The 15,833-nt window shown below is 46.2% G+C and carries 15 protein-coding genes and 1 riboswitch; of the genes, 6 read left to right on the top strand and 9 right to left on the bottom strand.

What is annotated here, in order from left to right; genetic code table 11:
* The first annotated feature begins 55 nt into the window (after window positions 1-55).
* From lysA to ACESON_RS10915, 3 genes are all read left to right on the top strand, one after another.
* Complete coding sequence (lysA, locus tag ACESON_RS10925; RefSeq protein WP_373109808.1) at window positions 56-1,324, top strand: diaminopimelate decarboxylase; 1,269 nt, start codon at window positions 56-58, stop codon at window positions 1,322-1,324.
* A gap of 193 nt (window positions 1,325-1,517) precedes the next feature.
* The gene (gene ispE, locus ACESON_RS10920; RefSeq protein WP_177958555.1) at window positions 1,518-2,438 is read left to right on the top strand and encodes a 4-(cytidine 5'-diphospho)-2-C-methyl-D-erythritol kinase; all 921 of its coding nucleotides are present in this window, start codon (window positions 1,518-1,520) and stop codon (window positions 2,436-2,438) included.
* A complete protein-coding gene (locus tag ACESON_RS10915; protein ID WP_177958554.1) occupies window positions 2,416-3,090 on the top strand; it encodes an FCD domain-containing protein in 675 nt (224 codons plus the stop codon). Before ispE ends, ACESON_RS10915 begins: the two co-directional genes overlap by 23 nt.
* A gap of 65 nt (window positions 3,091-3,155) precedes the next feature.
* On the opposite strand, the gene ACESON_RS10910 is transcribed toward ACESON_RS10915, so the two are convergent.
* Window positions 3,156-3,851: a YesL family protein gene (locus tag ACESON_RS10910; protein ID WP_373109806.1), complete on the bottom strand. Its 696-nt coding sequence runs from the start codon at window positions 3,849-3,851 to the stop codon at window positions 3,156-3,158.
* 221 nt (window positions 3,852-4,072) lie between these two features.
* Between ACESON_RS10910 and ACESON_RS10905 the strand changes: the two genes are divergently transcribed.
* Window positions 4,073-4,828 (top strand): hypothetical protein, encoded by a 756-nt coding sequence (locus ACESON_RS10905; RefSeq protein WP_373109805.1) that lies wholly within the window; start codon window positions 4,073-4,075, stop codon window positions 4,826-4,828.
* Here ACESON_RS10905 and ACESON_RS10900 read toward each other — a convergent pair.
* The 4 genes from ACESON_RS10900 to ACESON_RS10885 all read right to left on the bottom strand — a co-directional run bounded on the left by ACESON_RS10900 (window position 4,798) and on the right by ACESON_RS10885 (window position 9,293).
* On the bottom strand, window positions 4,798-5,616 hold the full coding sequence (locus ACESON_RS10900) for a GNAT family N-acetyltransferase (RefSeq protein ID WP_373109802.1): 819 nt from the start codon (window positions 5,614-5,616) through the stop codon (window positions 4,798-4,800). The genes ACESON_RS10905 and ACESON_RS10900 overlap by 31 nt on opposite strands.
* Before the next feature lie 68 nt (window positions 5,617-5,684).
* Entirely contained in the window at window positions 5,685-6,203 is a 519-nt protein-coding gene (locus ACESON_RS10895; RefSeq protein ID WP_373109801.1) for a peptidylprolyl isomerase, read from the bottom strand.
* 362 nt (window positions 6,204-6,565) lie between these two features.
* Window positions 6,566-7,486 carry a calcium/sodium antiporter gene (locus ACESON_RS10890; RefSeq protein WP_373109799.1) on the bottom strand — a complete coding sequence of 307 codons (921 nt, stop codon included), beginning with the start codon at window positions 7,484-7,486 and terminating at the stop codon, window positions 6,566-6,568.
* 394 nt (window positions 7,487-7,880) lie between these two features.
* Window positions 7,881-9,293, bottom strand: a complete 1,413-nt coding sequence (locus ACESON_RS10885; protein ID WP_373109798.1) for an alanine/glycine:cation symporter family protein — start codon at window positions 9,291-9,293, stop codon at window positions 7,881-7,883.
* A gap of 212 nt (window positions 9,294-9,505) precedes the next feature.
* Between ACESON_RS10885 and ACESON_RS10880 the strand changes: the two genes are divergently transcribed.
* Window positions 9,506-10,486, top strand: coding sequence for a zinc dependent phospholipase C family protein (locus ACESON_RS10880; protein WP_177960010.1), 981 nt, complete (start codon window positions 9,506-9,508; stop codon window positions 10,484-10,486).
* A 74-nt stretch (window positions 10,487-10,560) separates the two neighbouring features.
* On the opposite strand, the gene ACESON_RS10875 is transcribed toward ACESON_RS10880, so the two are convergent.
* On the bottom strand, window positions 10,561-11,652 hold the full coding sequence (locus tag ACESON_RS10875; protein ID WP_373109796.1) for a ComEC/Rec2 family competence protein: 1,092 nt from the start codon (window positions 11,650-11,652) through the stop codon (window positions 10,561-10,563).
* A 194-nt stretch (window positions 11,653-11,846) separates the two neighbouring features.
* Between ACESON_RS10875 and ACESON_RS10870 the strand changes: the two genes are divergently transcribed.
* Complete coding sequence (locus ACESON_RS10870) at window positions 11,847-13,400, top strand: BCCT family transporter (protein ID WP_177960012.1); 1,554 nt, start codon at window positions 11,847-11,849, stop codon at window positions 13,398-13,400.
* A gap of 203 nt (window positions 13,401-13,603) precedes the next feature.
* Here the strand turns inward: ACESON_RS10870 and ACESON_RS10865 are convergent, their stop codons facing one another.
* The 3 genes from ACESON_RS10865 to ACESON_RS10855 all read right to left on the bottom strand — a co-directional run bounded on the left by ACESON_RS10865 (window position 13,604) and on the right by ACESON_RS10855 (window position 15,781).
* Window positions 13,604-14,245 carry an ECF transporter S component gene (locus tag ACESON_RS10865; protein ID WP_177960013.1) on the bottom strand — a complete coding sequence of 214 codons (642 nt, stop codon included), beginning with the start codon at window positions 14,243-14,245 and terminating at the stop codon, window positions 13,604-13,606.
* 182 nt (window positions 14,246-14,427) lie between these two features.
* A riboswitch (FMN riboswitch) is annotated at window positions 14,428-14,546 on the bottom strand.
* Between the two features lie 82 nt (window positions 14,547-14,628).
* Window positions 14,629-14,991 (bottom strand): class Ib ribonucleoside-diphosphate reductase assembly flavoprotein NrdI, encoded by a 363-nt coding sequence (nrdI, locus tag ACESON_RS10860; RefSeq protein WP_177960014.1) that lies wholly within the window; start codon window positions 14,989-14,991, stop codon window positions 14,629-14,631.
* Window positions 14,992-15,082: 91 nt separating this feature from the next.
* Window positions 15,083-15,781 carry an N-acetylmuramoyl-L-alanine amidase gene (locus ACESON_RS10855; protein WP_177960015.1) on the bottom strand — a complete coding sequence of 233 codons (699 nt, stop codon included), beginning with the start codon at window positions 15,779-15,781 and terminating at the stop codon, window positions 15,083-15,085.
* Between the last annotated feature and the right edge of the window lie 52 nt (window positions 15,782-15,833).

Below are 15,833 nucleotides of genomic sequence, written 5' to 3'. Positions count from 1 at the left end.
CCCGGCGCTGCCCAAAGCTCTGATATCCCCAACCTTATCACGAAAGGAACCTTCAATGAAAAAGATTTATACAAAAGTCACGGAAAACATGAATTTTTTTGAGGGGAACGATCCCACAGAGCTGGCCCGTCAGTACCAGACTCCTTTGTACGTTTACAATGAGCGGATTCTCCGCCAGCGCTGCCGGGATTTAAAAAATATGGTTACTTATCCCCATTTTGTCGTTGATTATTCTGCCAAGGCCAACTGTGGTCTGGCATTTCTTCAGATTGTGCGCTCTGAAGGGCTAGAGGTCGATGCCATGTCTCCCGGTGAGATCTATATGGAGCGGATGGCCGGATTTTCTCCAGAAGATATTTTCTATATCTGCAACAATGTTTCTCTAGAGGAAATGCAGTATGCTATTGATGCCGGAGTGCGGATCAGTGTAGATTCCTTAAGTCAGCTGGAGCAGTTTGGACAGCTGGCGCCAGGTCATTCGGTTGCTGTCCGGTTTAATCCCGGTGTCGGAGCCGGACATCATGAGAAGGTAATTACTGCCGGAAAGCTGACCAAGTTTGGCATTGACCCTGAAGATATTCCCCAGGTAAAAGCTCTCCTGAAAAAGTACGATCTGAAGCTGATTGGCATCAATCAGCACATTGGCTCTCTGTTTATGACAGGAGATGCCTTCACTGCCAGTCTGGAACCACTCTTTGCCATTGCCAGACAGTTTCCGGATCTGGAATTCGTAGATATGGGCGGCGGCTTCGGAATTCCCTACAAAAAAGAATTCGGAGAGGCACCTCTTGATTTAAAGGAGCTGGGCGCGGCTATTGACAAGGCTCTCTATGCATTTTCTGAGGAATATGGACGTCCCCTTACCTTCCGTATTGAGCCGGGCCGCTATATTTCTGCAGAAAGCAGTGTCATTCTTTCTACGGTTCACTCCGTAAAACACAACCACGACCGCAAGTTTGTAGGCTGCGACTGCGGCTTCAATGTACTCCAGCGCCCCATTATGTACGATTCCTATCACAGTGTGGAAATCTATCGGGCGGGAGATCAGCCCTCTGAAAAAGAGGAAACCGTTACTATCGTAGGCAATATCTGCGAAAGCGGCGATATTCTTGCCAAGGATCGAACACTGCCGGAGATTATGAAAGGCGATACGCTGTGTATCCTTGACACCGGAGCCTACGGCTTTACCATGGCCTCCAATTATAATAATCGTCTTCGCCCTGCCGAAATTCTCATTCGCGAGGATGGACAGGTTGTCCTTACCAGAGAACGGGAGCAGTTAGAAGACCTGATGCGCCATGTTATCCCCCTGGAATCTGTATAATCACATTATCCGCTTTCCCGTCCGGAGCTTCCATCAAAACCGGACGGGAAAAGCAGTTTCTTTTTCTGATTTTCCTATTGCAAATTTTCTCCCCTATTTGTATAATATATACTGTATACAAAATAATACAAAAATACAATCCAGAATCTATTTTTGTTCTGCGATTTTTCATGAACTGCAAAGGAGAAGTGCCATGATTAAGCATCTTGGACTGAAGGCCTACGGCAAAATCAATCTGGGACTGGACGTACTCCGGAAACGGGAAGACGGCTATCACGAAGTCCGCATGATCATGCAGACCGTAGGAATTTTTGATCGGATTGACCTGATTCGCACTGCAGAACCGGGCATTCAGGTAGAAACCAATCTGTATTATCTTCCCACCAATGAAAACAATCTGGTTTACAAGGCTGCAAAGCTCCTGATGGATGAATTCCAGATTACTGAGGGCGTTCAGATCCGTCTGAGAAAATTCATTCCTGTAGCTGCCGGCATGGCTGGAGGAAGCAGTGATGCAGCCGCTGTCCTGTTTGGAGTAAACAAAATGTTCCGCTTGGGACTGAACACTGCCCAGCTGATGGAGCGCGGTGTAAAAATCGGCGCTGATGTTCCCTACTGCATTCTCCGCGGAACAGCGCTTTCTGAAGGTATCGGTGAAATTCTGACACCGCTTCCCCCAGTACCCCAGTGCCAGGTTCTGATTGCAAAACCTGCCATCAGCGTATCCACCAAGTTTGTTTATGACAATCTTCACGCCAATGCTTTAAAACCAGATCAGCACCCAGATATTGATGGAATCCTCCAGGCCATCCGTGACCAGGATATTTACGGAATCGCCGGACGCCTGGGCAATGTTCTGGAGACAGTTACCATAAAAGAATATCCTATTATCCAGCAGATCAAAGACACCATGCTGGAAAGCGGAGCTATAGGCGCTCTCATGAGCGGCAGCGGTCCCACGGTCTTCGGCTTATTTACCAATCCAAAGGCCGCCCAGACTGCCTATGAGGAGATGCGGTTCGGCGCCTTCTCCCACCTTGCCAAACAGGTTTATATTACAAATTTCTATAATCAGAAGGAGCTTTCAAATCATGGAACAGAAACTGAAAGTTAATATGAATGAATATCTTCCTCTTCGGGATGTGGTTTTCAACACTTTGCGCCAGGCAATTTTAAAGGGCGAGCTTGAGCCGGGAGAACGTCTGATGGAAATTCAGCTGGCTGACCGCCTTGGCGTCAGCCGAACTCCTATCCGCGAGGCTATCCGCAAGCTGGAGCTGGAAGGCCTGGTTTTAATGATTCCCAGAAAAGGTGCCGAAGTTGCCAAAATTTCTGAAAAAAGCCTGCGGGACGTATTGGAGGTTCGCCGTTCCCTGGAGGAGCTGGCCATCGAGCTTGCCTGCCAGCGTATGAGCGACAGTGATATTGAGGATCTGGAGCTTGCTCAGAATGCATTCCGCGAAGCTGTCACAGCCGGAGATGCCATGACCATTGCAGAAACAGATGAGCACTACCACGATATCATCTACAACGGCACTGGAAATAACCGTCTTGTCCAAATCCTCAACAACCTGCGGGAGCAGATGTACCGCTATCGCCTGGAATACATCAAGGATGCCGAAAAACGTCAGATCCTTGTAGTCGAGCATGAACAGATTCTAAAAGCTGTCCGCGGACGCAAAGCATCGGAAGCCAAAACCGCAATCCGCGAGCACATTGACAATCAAGAAATCACGGTTTCCAAAAATATCAAGGAGCAGAAATAACCGATTATGCAGGAAAAAGCGGGTGATGAAAACAATTCCTGTTTTCACCACCCGCTTTTTCTTTTTTATTCCTCCGGCTGCTGCTCTGCCGGCTCATCCTCTAAGGGATGGAACTCATCGTCATCCCGTTCCTCCTTTTTCGGAATATACTTATCAAAGATTCCTACAAAGAAAAAAGAATTTGCATAAGCCAGCAGTGGAAATCCAAACAGAAATACCAATGCCGCAAGCATCGGAACAAGAAGTCCTGCTGCAACCAGCAGCACATCAATGGCCAGCATTCCTACAGAGTGAAAAAAGTGACGGATTGACATGAAAAATGCATTAAACAAGGTTCTCTTAACCGGGTTATAAAACTTGGCCTGAAGAGGAAATACAAATAAGGTAACGCAAATCCAAATAATCCCAAAAGCCAGGAAAATAGCCATCATCACGGTACGCACGGTTGAACTTTCTGTCTGCACCCGCATAAAGAAATACAGATCAAAGCCGATAATTGCACCTATTACCATAAGTATCAGCCAGATAATCGTTGCCTGTTTAAAATTTTCCTTAAAGGATTTAAAAAAGGAACGAATGGTAGGTCCGTCTTCATCCCGTACCAGCTTCATCGTAACATAATAAACCGCTGTTGTAGAAGCGCCCATAGTAACGATGGGAATACTGCATACCACCCATAAAAGATTCAGAATCATAACATCAAAAAACTTTCCGATAAACCGCCAGACCGGGTTGTCGTAATTAAATAGTGAAGAAAGCATTCTTATCCTCCTGTTTTCTACTCCGATCCTTCTGCGGAGTGTCTTTTCTGCTCAAAGAGCCTGAACGTATTATAGCGAAAAAAAACATAAATTGCAACGTTCCCTCTGATTTCAGATTTTTTTGTGCCATCGCTGGTCAGTTTATGATATACTTATCCCATGGCGGCTCTGCCGCAGACAAGAAAGATAGAAAATGCTTTACAGAAAAGGAATGACTGCTTATGAAAATTACAGAAGAAACCATGCGCCAGCAGCAGGCTGGCTCCTCCTCCGGCAATACGGAAACCTCTCCCGCGGATCTTCCACCTGTCCATCAGCCTACAGAAAAAGAAAAGCTGAAAGCCATGTCTCCCAGGGATAAAGCCTGGTATATCTGGACCTATTACAAATTTCATATTTTCGGCGCTCTTCTTCTTGTTATCGCCCTGTATATTGTAGGATCCTCTATTTACAGAACCACCTTTGATACGGCCTTTCACTGTATGTATCTGAACAGCCGCGGTGAATCTGATATTAATTCTGAGCCCATCGAAAAGGACTTTGCAGAGTGGATGCAGTTCGGAAAGAAGGAGCTGGTTGTTACAGAAACAGCTTTTGTTTCCTTTGGTGAAAAGGCTACAGAATACAGCTATGCTATGATGGCAAAAATCACAGCCCTTGTTATGGCTCATGATCTGGATGTCATGATCGGAGATACAACCAGCACGGATCATTATGCTTCCATCGGCGGCTTCGAAAACCTGGAAACCATTCTTCCTCCAGATGTGCTTGCGCTGGTTCAGGATCGCCTTTATTATTCCAAAGACGAAAACGGCAAGGAATATGCCTGTGCCATTGATTTAAGCGGCACAGAATTTGCAGAAGGCTCCAATCTGTCGCAGGATACTCCGCTTCTTGGTCTGGTTGCCGGTTCTCAGAGAACCGATCACTCCATCGCGCTGATCCGCTATATCTTTGATCCCTCTGTGACAAAATAATAAGGTATTCCAAGCTTCTTTAAAAGCCGGACAGACGCTGTGTTGTCCGGCTTTACTGCTGCCCGGATCCGGCAGGAAAACTCCTGCTCTGCATAAGCAATCACGGCTTCACAGGCTTCTCTGGCATAGCCTCTGCGCCTGTAAGGGCGGAAAATATGATATCCCAGCTCCAGCCACGCTTCTTCCTCTCCTTCTGCTTCTCCGGCACTCTTCTGCCCGTCCTCTTCCTGTCCTGCCGATACTCCGGCTGTCCCCACCAAAGCGCCGTCGGATTTGCGCACTACTGCCCAGATTCCATATTCACAAAAACGATACTGATGCCGGATATAGGCATCTAAAAGCTCCGGTGTATAAAACACCCTGTCGCTTTCTGTCTCCTCCTCTGGCTCCTTTAAAACCCTTGTCCCATCCTCTTTGGTAAACTCCCGTATCAGAAGACGTTCTGTCTCACAAATTCTCCACGGAAGTCCCAGACTGCGGCGGACAATCCGCTCCAGATATACGTCGTCCACTCCTGCCCGCCTGATCAGGTCTTCTGCTGTCTGCTCTTCCCCCACAAATGTCCCAGCCGCTCCTCTTCCCGCATCCTTCTGGTTATTTTCCCTCTCCCACTCAGGCTCTGCCTCTGCCACATATTCTGCTCCCCACAGTCTTGCCGCCCCGCCTTTTTCCGCTAAACCAACAAAGACTCTCCCCGCCGCCTTCGCAGCAAGGAGAGTCTCCTGCTCATCGGAAAGAATAACCGGGTACAAAACTCCGTCAACCAGAACCTTCCGCTCTGTTTTCATTGTTTCCGGATCACCTTTCTCTCTTTATTCACTGAAAAACAAATCTTCTGCGTATCCCTCAGGACAGATTAGCACTTCTCCGGCTCGCCATACTCTTCGCCAAAGGTTTCAGCAGTCATAGATTTGATTTTCTGCTCCTTCAGCGGTCTGTCGCTGTAGTCTGTGCGGGTTTCCGCGATCTTATTTACCACATCCATCCCCTCTACAACCTTACCAAAAGCAGCGTATGCGCCGTCCAGATGCGGAGAAGTCTTGTGCATAATAAAGAACTGGGAGCCTGCAGAGTTGGGCATCATGGATCTTGCCATGGAAAGTACGCCCTCCGTATGCTTCAGATCATTCTGGAAACCATTCTGAGAAAATTCGCCCTTAATGGAATATCCCGGGCCGCCCATGCCGGTTCCCTGAGGACATCCGCCCTGAATCATAAAGCCTTCAATCACTCTGTGGAAAATCAGTCCGTCATAAAAGCCCTTATTTGCAAGACTGATAAAATTCTTTACTGTATTCGGTGCAATCTCCGGATAAAGCTCTGCGCGGATCACATCTCCATTTTCCATGGTGATAGTAATTTCTGGATTTTTCATTGTAAAATCTCCCTTCTGATACGATAATCGAAAGCCACGGCTGTTCCGTCCGCTTTCCCTATGTCCAGTTTAATGAAAGTCTGCCGGATTGTCAACAGCAGAACGTCTCATTCACATTCTGTTCATAATTCATTCAAAAACCTTTTACATTAAGAACACGATTTCTTCACGATTTCCCCGTATACTATAACCATAAACAACAAGACGCAGTTGTTTATGAAACGCTTATAAGATTTTTTTCATAATACTCGAGCTGATAATATACATTATCAGCTCTCCTCCCTTTTTTACCTCTTTATAATGTTAAAAAAAGAATCTCTCTATTCCCGGAGAGATTCTTTTTTGCTTTTAACCATATCCTGTTACCGAATACAAATATAAATCAGGTACACAGTGTACATTCCCAGCATAATCAGACCTTCCATACGGCTGATCCGCAGTTTGCTCCTGCACAAAAGCCAGGTGATCAAACTGAATACAATCAGGCAGGCCGCATCCACAACCGCCAGTCCGTTTACCGGCACTGGTTTTACTGCTGCAGAAGCACCCAAAACCATCAAAATATTAAAGATATTAGAACCAATCACATTTCCCAGAGCCAGTCCATTTTCCCCTTTCCGGGAAGCAACCACAGAGGTTACCAGCTCCGGAAGAGAAGTTCCCAGGGCTACCACAGTCAATCCTACCAAAGTTTGGCTCATACCTAAGGCAAGTGCAATTTCCTTTGCACACTCCACAACAAGATCTCCACCGCATACAATCGCAGTAAGACCTCCTACAATGTAAATTGCGCAACGCAGAGGTGTAATGGATTTATACTCTTCTTCCTCTTCAATTCTGTTTGTCAATGCATCCCGTACTGTCATCGCTACAAAAACCGCGAACAGCACCAGAAGAATAATGGCCTCTGTTCGGCTCACAAAATGATCACCAACAATCATAAAAAACAGGGCGGCAGCCACCCCTACAGAAGCTGCATAATCCCACCGCAGCTGCACTGCAAATGGGCGAATCGCGCCGCAGGCTCCCAGCACAACCAGCAGATTAAAAATATTGGAACCAATTACGTTTCCCACAGCAATTTCATTATTTCCTGCTAAAGATGCCGTAGTGCTTACTGCCAGCTCCGGCATACTGGTTCCAAAAGCAACAATCGTAAGCCCGATAATAATACTGGGCACCCGCAGTGTCTTTGCAATGGAAGAACTCGCTTCCACGAAAAAATCTGCGCCCTTGATCAGAAGTACAAATCCCACAACTAAAAGTACGTACGTCAGAATCATTTTCCTTTTCCTCCTTTTGTAAATCCTCATGTCCCTCTATTCCGCCGCATGGCGATCCCTGCGGAGCGTTTTTATGTCATAGGACGTAATTTCCTATGACAGAAAGAAGCTCGCTTGCGAGCTTCTCCGCCTGCGGCGGGTCGCTTCTGCGACAAAATTCTCTTCCGCCGCATGGCGATCCTCGCGGAGCGTTTTTATGTCATAGGACGTAATTTCCTATGACATAAAAACAGCGAGACTTTTATTGTACCACAAGGACACAGTAAAAGTCTCGCTTATTATATGCATGCCGGGCCATATTTACTCCGCCTGATGCGGACAGCCGAGATGACGACAGTACACAGCGGCTGGAACCGCCAAGCTACTCCCTTTTCCATACGGTTTTACATTTTATTTATGTAGTATGATACTTTCTTTTCACATTCTTGTCAATATGATTTTCCCTTTGGCAAAAAGGAATCTGCCTGGATAAAATCCAAAGAGCAGCCAGGTTAGGCCACGCCATCAGCCCGTTCCACACATCAGATACCATCCAGACCACGTCCAGACGACAGATACAGCCAGCAAAAACCGCTGCCAGATACAGAACCGGATACCAGCCCATCCATATCTCCCGGCCAAAAATCCGTGTTCCCAGATAGGACGCCGTCTGCCGCCCCAGATAATACCAGGCAATGATTGTGGCAAATGCAAAGACTGTCATTGCTCCTGATACCAGACGTTCCCCCAGAGCTCCCAGGCATCGGGAAAAACACCAGGCAGTAAGCCTTGCTCCATCCAGAGCCGCCGGTACGCTTCCCACTCTGTGGCAAACACAGAGAATCACAAGACCAGTCAGACTGCAAATCACAATGGTATCAAAAAACACCTCAAACATTGCCCACATCCCCTGTTTCTCCGGTGTGGTATTCTCTGCCGCTCCATGAAGCACAGCCATACTTCCCAAACCTGCTTCATTAGAAAACACACCTCTGGACATCCCGTACCGGACACTTCTGCTCAGGAGAAAGCCGCCTACACCTCCGCCTGCTGCCTCTGCAGTAAATGCCTCAGAAAATACCGTCTGTAATACTGGCCAGATGCTTTCTCTGCAGAAAAAAAGAACCATTACAGAAAATGCAACATAAATTCCCGCGGACACCGGCATCAGCTTTTCTGTCACCCTGGAAATTCTTCCGATACCCCCCAGAATCACCAGTGCGGTAAGAATCGTTATAAGTACAGCGCTTGTCCCGGGCCGGATCCCTGCACTGAAGTTTAAGGTTGTACTCATAGAATTTGACTGTACCATGCTTCCCATTCCCAGTGAAGAAAGAAGGGCAAGACCCGCATAAAAAATCCCCATGCATCTGCTCCCCACTCCTCGCTCCATATATACCATAGGCCCGCACATCCAATGTCCATCCTGCTTTCGGTAACGGTATTTCTGTCCCAAAGCCGTTTCTGCATAGGCAGTCATCATTCCCATAAAAGCAGAAACCCACATCCAGAACAGAGCTCCCGGCCCTCCCGCAGTCAATGCTGTCGCCACTCCTACAATATTGCCTGTCCCAATAGTCGCTGCCAGCCCCGTACAGGCCGCCTGAAACGGCGTAATGCCGGAGTCCGCCATCCCTTCATTCTCCCTGTCGCCTTGTAACGGTTCCTCCTCCCAGATACTCCCAATGGTTTCTCTCCACCACTGTGAAAAGCCAAAAAACTGAAAACCGCCTGATTTTACCGTAAACCAGATTCCTGTAGCAAGAAAAATCATCATGGTCCACGGCCCCCAAACAATCACATGTATCGTTTCTGCCAACTGCTGCATTCTTACTCCCAATGTCTTTTTTCTATGTTTATGCAGCAAAGTCTCTTTCCTATACCGGACACAGATTCTGTGCTCCTCTCCCCTTTCTTCTGTATCTCCCGTTCTTCTTTATTTCCCTTTTTCCTTTATTTGTCCCCTCGCATTTCATGCCCGAATATGGTATGATAGAAAGGAACACTACGGGAAATTTTAAGAGAGAGGGGGCAGTTTATATGCCTGGATTTACCACACATTATATTCTGGGAATGAAGGCCTTCAATGATCTTCCCAACAATCAGCTAAAATATATTATTGCCAAATATCGTTGGCTTTACCAGCTTGGGCTTCAGGGACCAGATATGTTTTTCTACAACATTCCTATTCTCCGTCACAGAGATTACCGGAATGTAGGCTCCTATATGCATGAGCATCACATCCAGGATTTCTTCCGCTGCTATCTGGAAAATTTACAGGATATTGAATCCCGGCAGCAGAGAGAGGAAGGGCTTTCCTATTTCTGTGGCTTTGTCTGCCACTATATTGGCGACTCCATTTGCCATCCTTATGTATATGGCAGAATCGGCTATGATGCCAAAAATCCGACTATGGAAACTCACGGCCTTCATGCCGCTCTGGAAAATGATATTGATGCCCTGCTTTTATGGAAATATAAAAAGAAAAAGCCTTCTCAGTTTAACCAAGCGGCAACCATTTGCCTGAACGGAATGGAAATGCAGTTCATCTCCCAGTTCCTGGCAAAATGTATCAATGAGGTCTATTACCCCATTACCTATGAAAACAGCTTCCAGGTATCTTCATCCATGATTTACCGCTCCATTCTTGCTCTGCGGTTTGGATGCCGCACTCTGGCCGATCCCTCCGGCAAAAAAACTGACCGGATCGCCTTTGTTGAGAACCTTGTGCTGAAAAAACCGGTAGCCTCCACCAAACTGGTCACAGATAAAGTAAAGAATCCTCGTCAGTGCCTGAATCTGGATCACGAGCTATGGTGCAATCCCTGGGATCGAAGACTTGCCTCAAGGGCCTCCTTCCCGGATCTATTCCGGTATTCTTTGCTGAAATGCAGCAACGTAAACGCGCTGATCAATACCAGCATCCATTCCACTCGTCAGGCAGATGCCCAGGAACTGGAACGGCTTCTCCACGAGCTGGGAAGCTATTCTTATCACAGCGGACTGGCTGTAACAGACTGATTTTTTATTAAATAATATGTGGCAGCCGGAATTTATCCGCTGCCACAATAATGCTGTCTTTTCGTTTTTCTTTTTTACCGCATAATCTGATCGCCATCTTTTATACAGTAATGCCGCTTTACATGAAGCTTCTCCATCCAGCTTTTTGTTTCCGGCGTCTGGTAGCCGCCGCCTTCATTATCCCAAAGCCATCCAGGCGTAGGCCAAAGACAGATTTCCGGATCTATGGCCTGATAAACAGCTTCACTGACTCCATTCTGTCCGTGGTGAGCCATCTGCACAACATCAGATTTTAATGCCTCTGCTCCTGCCTGCTCCAGGAGCAAATCGCCACCAATCTTCTGCAAATCTCCAAGGAACAAAATCGATACCCCATGAACTACCATACGATAAGCAATTCCTGCATCATTGCCGTCCCGCTCTCCTATTTGCTCCGGTCCTGGCTCATAGCGTTCATTCATTACCGTCACTGTCACATCATCTACGGTAATCGTCTGTCCCCTCTCTACAATCTGGCATACTCTATCTGGAAGCTTCTCCAATTCTCCAATAATTGCAGCCGCTGTGCCATAATCTCCCGGTTCATGAATCGCATACCAGTCCAAATCTGCAAAATTATAATAGATATGCTGAATTTCTATTCCCGTATCTTCACCTTCTGCCTCTGTCTGCAAAAGATTCAAAAGAGCACCTACATGATCCGTATGCGTATGGGTCAGAAACCAGGCATCCACATGACCGCCTCTCCGACGGATTTCCTCCATCAGGTGCTCTCCATCTTCCCAACGACCGCCATCTATTACAATCAGATTTCCATTTTTTGTTTCTATTAAAAATGACATCATCTGCCCTTTTGTCTGATTGGAGAGCATCATCAGTTCAGCTCCCCCCAGAATCGGCTTCTCTTCCCCGGTTCCGCTGCTTTGCATCTCTCCGACTGTCACAAGCTGGCCGGAATTTTCAGGCTGCTCTGCGGTCCCCCTGGCATAGCTTTCTTTTCTCCATGTCATAAATCCTGTAGCAGCCAACACTACTGTCAGCACTGCAATCCCCCCGGATACCAGCCCTTTTCCAGCAAAGGCTCTTGCTGATTTCTGTTTTCTCCTGCTTCTCCCTGCCCCTGCCCTTCTGTTTTCTCTCTCCATTTCTGCCGTCACATCTTTCATTTTTTCTGCTATTTTACCAGAATTCCTTCTTTTTTGATAGACTCCCTCCTAAACTGAAAGAAATTCGCAAGAAATCCCTCTTGCATTTTTTCTCCTGCAATGCTAATATGTTCAATATAATTTAATTTTTAATATTTTTGAACATTTTACTCGCAGATATTTCTGTAAAACTGCTATAGGAGGTATTTTGCATTATGAAAAAAGAACAAAATCGGGCTTCCGACACTTCGCTGGCCCGCCGGCTGGACTGGTTTATTACACTGATTCCCTTTCTCTGTATTGTGATTCTCTGTATCTGGTTTGTTCGCAATCCAGAACAGTCCTCCCAGCTTTTAGCTTCTATCCGCTCTCTCCTTGGGGATCAGATGGGCAGTTATTACCTGCTGATCGGCCTGGGTGTATTTTTCTGCTCCCTGTATATGGCCTTTTCCCGCTTTGGAAACATTCGGCTGGGAGATCTGGAAAAACCGGAATATACTTTTTTTCAGTGGGGCTCCATGATGTTTACTGCCGGACTGGCTGCAGATATTCTTTTTTACTCCTGCTGTGAATGGATCCTGTATGCCAATGAACCTCACATTGAAGAAATGGGCGGAATTCAGGAATGGGCCTCTACCTATCCTCTGTTTCACTGGGGACCGATTCCCTGGAGTTTTTATCTGGTTCTGGCCGTGGCGTTCGGCTTTATGCTTCATGTCCGCAAAAGAACCAAGCAGAAATTTTCTGAGTCCTGTCGTCCGATTCTTGGAAAGCGGGTGGATGGGTGGAGTGGTAAAATCATCGATTTCATTGCTGTGATTGCTCTCCTTGCAGGTACTGCCACTACTTTTTCCCTGGCAACACCTCTGCTTTCCATGGCAATCAGCCGCGTTACCGGAATTCCTCAGAGCGTCGCTCTTACCATCTTTATTTTAATCAGTATCTGCTGTATTTACACCTTCTGTGTCTATCTTGGAATGAAAGGTGTACAGCTAGCTGCCTCCTGCTGCGTTTATCTGTTTTTTATGCTCCTTGCCTATGTATTTTTCCTGGGAGGAGAAAGCCGATACATTATTGAAACTGGTCTAAGCTCCATTGGTAATCTGGTTCAGAACTTTATCGGACTGTCCACCTGGACAGATGCCCTGCGCACCAGCTCCTTCCCTCAGAACTGGACCATCTTTTACTGGTCCTACTGGATTGTATGGTGTGTAGCAACTCCTTTTTTCATTGGCTCTATCAGCCGAGGGAGAACTGTTCGCCAGGTTGTACTGGGAGGATATTCCTTTGGTCTGGCTGGAACCTTTACCTCCTTCATCATTCTCGGCAATTATGGAATGGGGCTGCAGATGCATGGACGGTTGGATCTGCTTTCTGTATATACAAAAACCGGAGATTTATATGCTGCCATTGTTTCCGTTCTGGAACAGCTTCCGCTTCCCGGACTGGTGCTGATTCTTCTGGTCCTTTGTATGGTAACCTTTTACTCTACATCCTTTGATTCCATTACTCTGGTGGCTGCCGCTTATTCCTACAAGGAGTTGAAGCCGAACGAGGAACCAAACCGGAACATTAAACTGTTCTGGTCTATTATGCTGATTCTGCTTCCCATTGCCCTGATTTTTTCCGAAAATTCCATGGCAAACCTGCAGACAGTATCCATCATTGCCGCCTTCCCTCTGGGAATCATTATCATCCTGATCCTGGGAAGCTTTTTTAAAGATGCCGATGCTTATCTAAAAGAAAAGCAGAATGAAAAGACTTTATAAGCACTAAAAAGAAAGCACTTTGACACACAGCCGAACCGAAACAAAGTCGCGTCACCATCCCTTTTCCTCTAACGAGCAGTGTGCATACTCGCGGAACATTTTTGTATCTTTCGATCAAATTTTCTATAATACAAAAGAGAATCGCCAAAGCCGGTATCTATTCCGCTATTCTGGCGATTCTCTTTTATATTATTTTTTTAATTCTAAGCACGCAGTTTTCTGCTCTGGCCATTTCGCTTCTCTGTTCCAATACTGTGAATCATAGCGCTGATATGCTTATAAACCAGCACCGTAATCATGGAAACCACAATTCCCTTAATCACATTAAACGGCCCTACACAGATAACAGCAAAAGTCCACACATTGCTGACTGCCGGGTTAATAGCCGCCCCGGCCGCAATGATATTTTCCAATGGCATAAAATTGGAATAAAAAGGCAGCATAACCAACGCATTTCCCACGATTGCTGCAGCTGACATGAGAAGGGTTCCTGCTGTCAGAGCTGCCATAGCGCCTTTTCGGGTTTTCTTAAACTGATAAATCAGACCTGCCGGAATAACCATTGCACAGCCAAAGGTCAGATTGGCCAGTTCTCCCACAAAGCCTGTGCTAGTTGGCTTCAATACCAGCTTAACCAAGATTTTCACAACTTCAATAACAGCCCCGGCCACTGGTCCTAAAGCAAAGGTTCCTACCAGAACCGGAACTTCACTGATATCAAGACCATAAAAGCTGGGAGCAAGGAAAGGCAGCGGTATCTCAAATACCATCAGCACCCCTGCCAGAGCTCCGAACATCCCCATCAGAACAACATTTTTTGTTGTCATTAATTTGTTTTCCTTCATGATAACTTCCTCCTGAAAATTATAATATAAGCTCATTCTCCAGAGGAATCATGTGTCTGCCCCTTCGCCGTACCGCCGTTTTTTTGCTTTTCAGGAAAGAGACTTCCCATAAAACAAAAACCCCGGATCCTAAGATCCGGGGCAATATTTTGATCGACAATCACAGCAGCTTTGCTGCCACACAATCTCTTCTCTCATCCAGACTATACTGTCGGTTCCGGAATCACACCGGATCAGCCGCCATAAGCGGTTCGCGGACTATACCGCCGGTGGGGAATTGCGCCCCGCCCCGAAGAACTTATTTATAACTGAATCATAACATAGAAATCCCCAGTTTTCAAGTTCTTTCCGGTATCTGTCCATTTTTAATATAACAACTCTTCCTATTCCGCACACTCCTGCAGACGGGAACGAATCTGGCGATAATCCCATTCATTTCCGGCACCATCAACCTGGGCAATCACAGGAACCTGATACTCTTTTGCAATAATCTCTCCGGCTGCACAGAACGTATCTCCATGACGCTGCATATTACCAGAAACTACAACACCCTTTAGCAGGCTGTGATTTTCTTTCAGAAACTGCTCCACTACCGGAGGTACAATACCTCTTCCGTCCGTATAGGTAAAAAGAATAAAATCACCCTCGGCCTTCTCTGTACCGTCTGCCAGTTTTTTTGCTTCCAGTCCCAGAGACTGAATCAGTTTTTCTACATTTCCTGTTCTTGATGCATATATATATTTCATAAGAATTCTTCCTTTCGTAATCTGTTCAAATGTCTGTTTGGATATTAGTATTATCTAACCGCCTATAGTCTACCATTTTACTATGATTTTGTCAACCGGAAGTATTGATATATTCCATAATTCCCATATAGATAGTCCAGGCCAGCCGCTGCTGATACTCTTCTGAATTCAGTCGTGCTGCTTCTTCCCAGTTTGAAAGAAATCCGCACTCTACAATCACAACAGGTACTTTCACATGAAGCAGAAGATAATAATTGCCATTTGGTTTTGCCAGCCTTCTGTTTTTCTCTCCTAATACAAAATCAAAACGCTTCTGCAGGATTTCTGCCAGGCGCTTTCCTTCTGCAGAATCCTTATAATAAAATACCTGGCCTCCAAATATGGCTTCTTCATGATAACTGTTCTGATGAATGCTGACTGCCAGGATCGGTGCCGCCTCGTTGATTTTATCGCACCGGTTTTTCATATCTGCTCTTTTTTTATTGGCATCATCTTCCTGGTAAAGCCCGCAATCATCCTCTCTTGTCATAATAACCGTCACATCCGATGCTTCCAGGAAGCCTTTTACCTTTTCTGCAATCTGAAGATTAATATCCTTCTCCAGGCTTCCGTCAACTCCGATTTTTCCAGGATCCGTGCCGCCATGTCCACTGTCAAGAACTACCACTGGTTGTTTTTTTCCCGCTGTCACATTCTGACCGGATACCATAAGCCCTGCATGCCTGGATATCAGAAACACAAAAGTCAGCAGCATAGCCGCCATCAGTATTTCCGCTTTCCGATTCTCCACAAAAATCCCTCTCATCCCTTCAGACTATATTCTAATATATCCTGAAGAAACG

This window comes from Lachnoclostridium sp. Marseille-P6806, from assembly GCF_964238185.1.
GTDB lineage: Bacteria > Bacillota > Clostridia > Lachnospirales > Lachnospiraceae > Brotaphodocola.
The sequence above is the reverse complement of the archived record's forward strand: the minus strand, read 5'-3'. Positions and strand labels throughout refer to the sequence as shown.